This is a genomic window from Candidatus Obscuribacterales bacterium (assembly GCA_036703605.1).
Classification (GTDB): domain Bacteria; phylum Cyanobacteriota; class Cyanobacteriia; order RECH01; family RECH01; genus RECH01.
Window position 1 is genome coordinate 1 of the sequence record DATNRH010000013.1, and the last position, 1,163, is coordinate 1,163.

Sequence of the window (1,163 nt, forward strand, 5' to 3'; positions counted from 1 at the left end):
ATACCAAGTCCGGCTAATCAACCCTAGAATGAGTAATGGAGTTGTATAACAGGCTGAAAGCAAGATGGGGCGTCGACTGAAGCTAGAACCACATTTAACCATTGAGGAACTGGAGCAGCGCTATAAATCCGCCAAGAGCGGGATTGAGCGGGGGCATTATCAGCTCATCTGGCTGTTGCAATTGGGCAAGCGTACCGCTGAGGTCGCTGAGGTGACCGGCTACAGCCGAGCCTGGATTTATGACGTGGTCAGAAGCTATAACCGCGAAGGCCCCGAGGCACTGGGAGACCAACGCCAGCATAATCAAGGCCATGGGCAGGTCATTCTTGATGATGAGAGGCAAGCTTTACTGTACCAAGCCTTACAAGCGGAGCCCCCGGATGGTGGATTCTGGAATGGCCGCAAGGTGGCCGACTGGCTCAGTGAACACCTAGGTCGTCCGGTTCACCGCCAACGGGGTTGGGAGATTCTCAAGCAGATGGAGTTCTCTCTTAAGGTGCCTCGTCCCGAGCATCAGCACGCCGCTACCGAAGAGGAGCAGCGGGTGTGGGAAAAAAAATCTGCACGGTCAACTGGAAACGATCCAAGCCGCCCATCCCGACGCCGACGTTCAGCTGTGGGCCATGGACGAACATCGCTTGGGACTCCATCCCATCCTACGCCGGGTGTGGGTCGATAACTGGGGGGGGTCGCTCAGTGCTCCCGTCCACTGTCGCTATGACTGGTTTTGGCTCTATGGCTTTGTCCATCCTCGCAGTGGACACACCTATTGGTGGCTGTTGCCTCGGGTCAATATCGACCTGTTTAATCGGGTCTTGGCTGATTTCGCGAACCACTTTGGCATTGGCCCCAAGCAACGGGTCGTGTTGGTCATGGATCAAGCCGGGTGGCATACCTCAGATCAGGTGGTCGTACCGGACGGCCTGCACCTGGCCTTTCTGCCCCCGTACTCTCCGCATATGCAACCCGCTGAGCGACTCTGGCCCATTCTCAACGAGGCCTTGGCCAACCGAGTGTTTGACACGCTTGATGACCTACTGGAACGGGTAGAGCGGCGCTGTGTACAACTCCTGAACCTTACCGACTTTATCTCAGGCTTGACCCAGTTCCATTGGTGGAAGGCGTTTCAATGCTAAGTGTGGTTGATTAAGCGGACTTGATAT

General features: G+C 55.7%; 1 pseudogene. It reads left to right on the forward strand.

The annotated features are described in order from the left end of the window. Positions 1-64 precede the first annotated feature (64 nt). Positions 65-1,136, forward strand: a pseudogene (locus tag V6D20_00430) (IS630 family transposase). Positions 1,137-1,163: the final 27 nt, after the last annotated feature.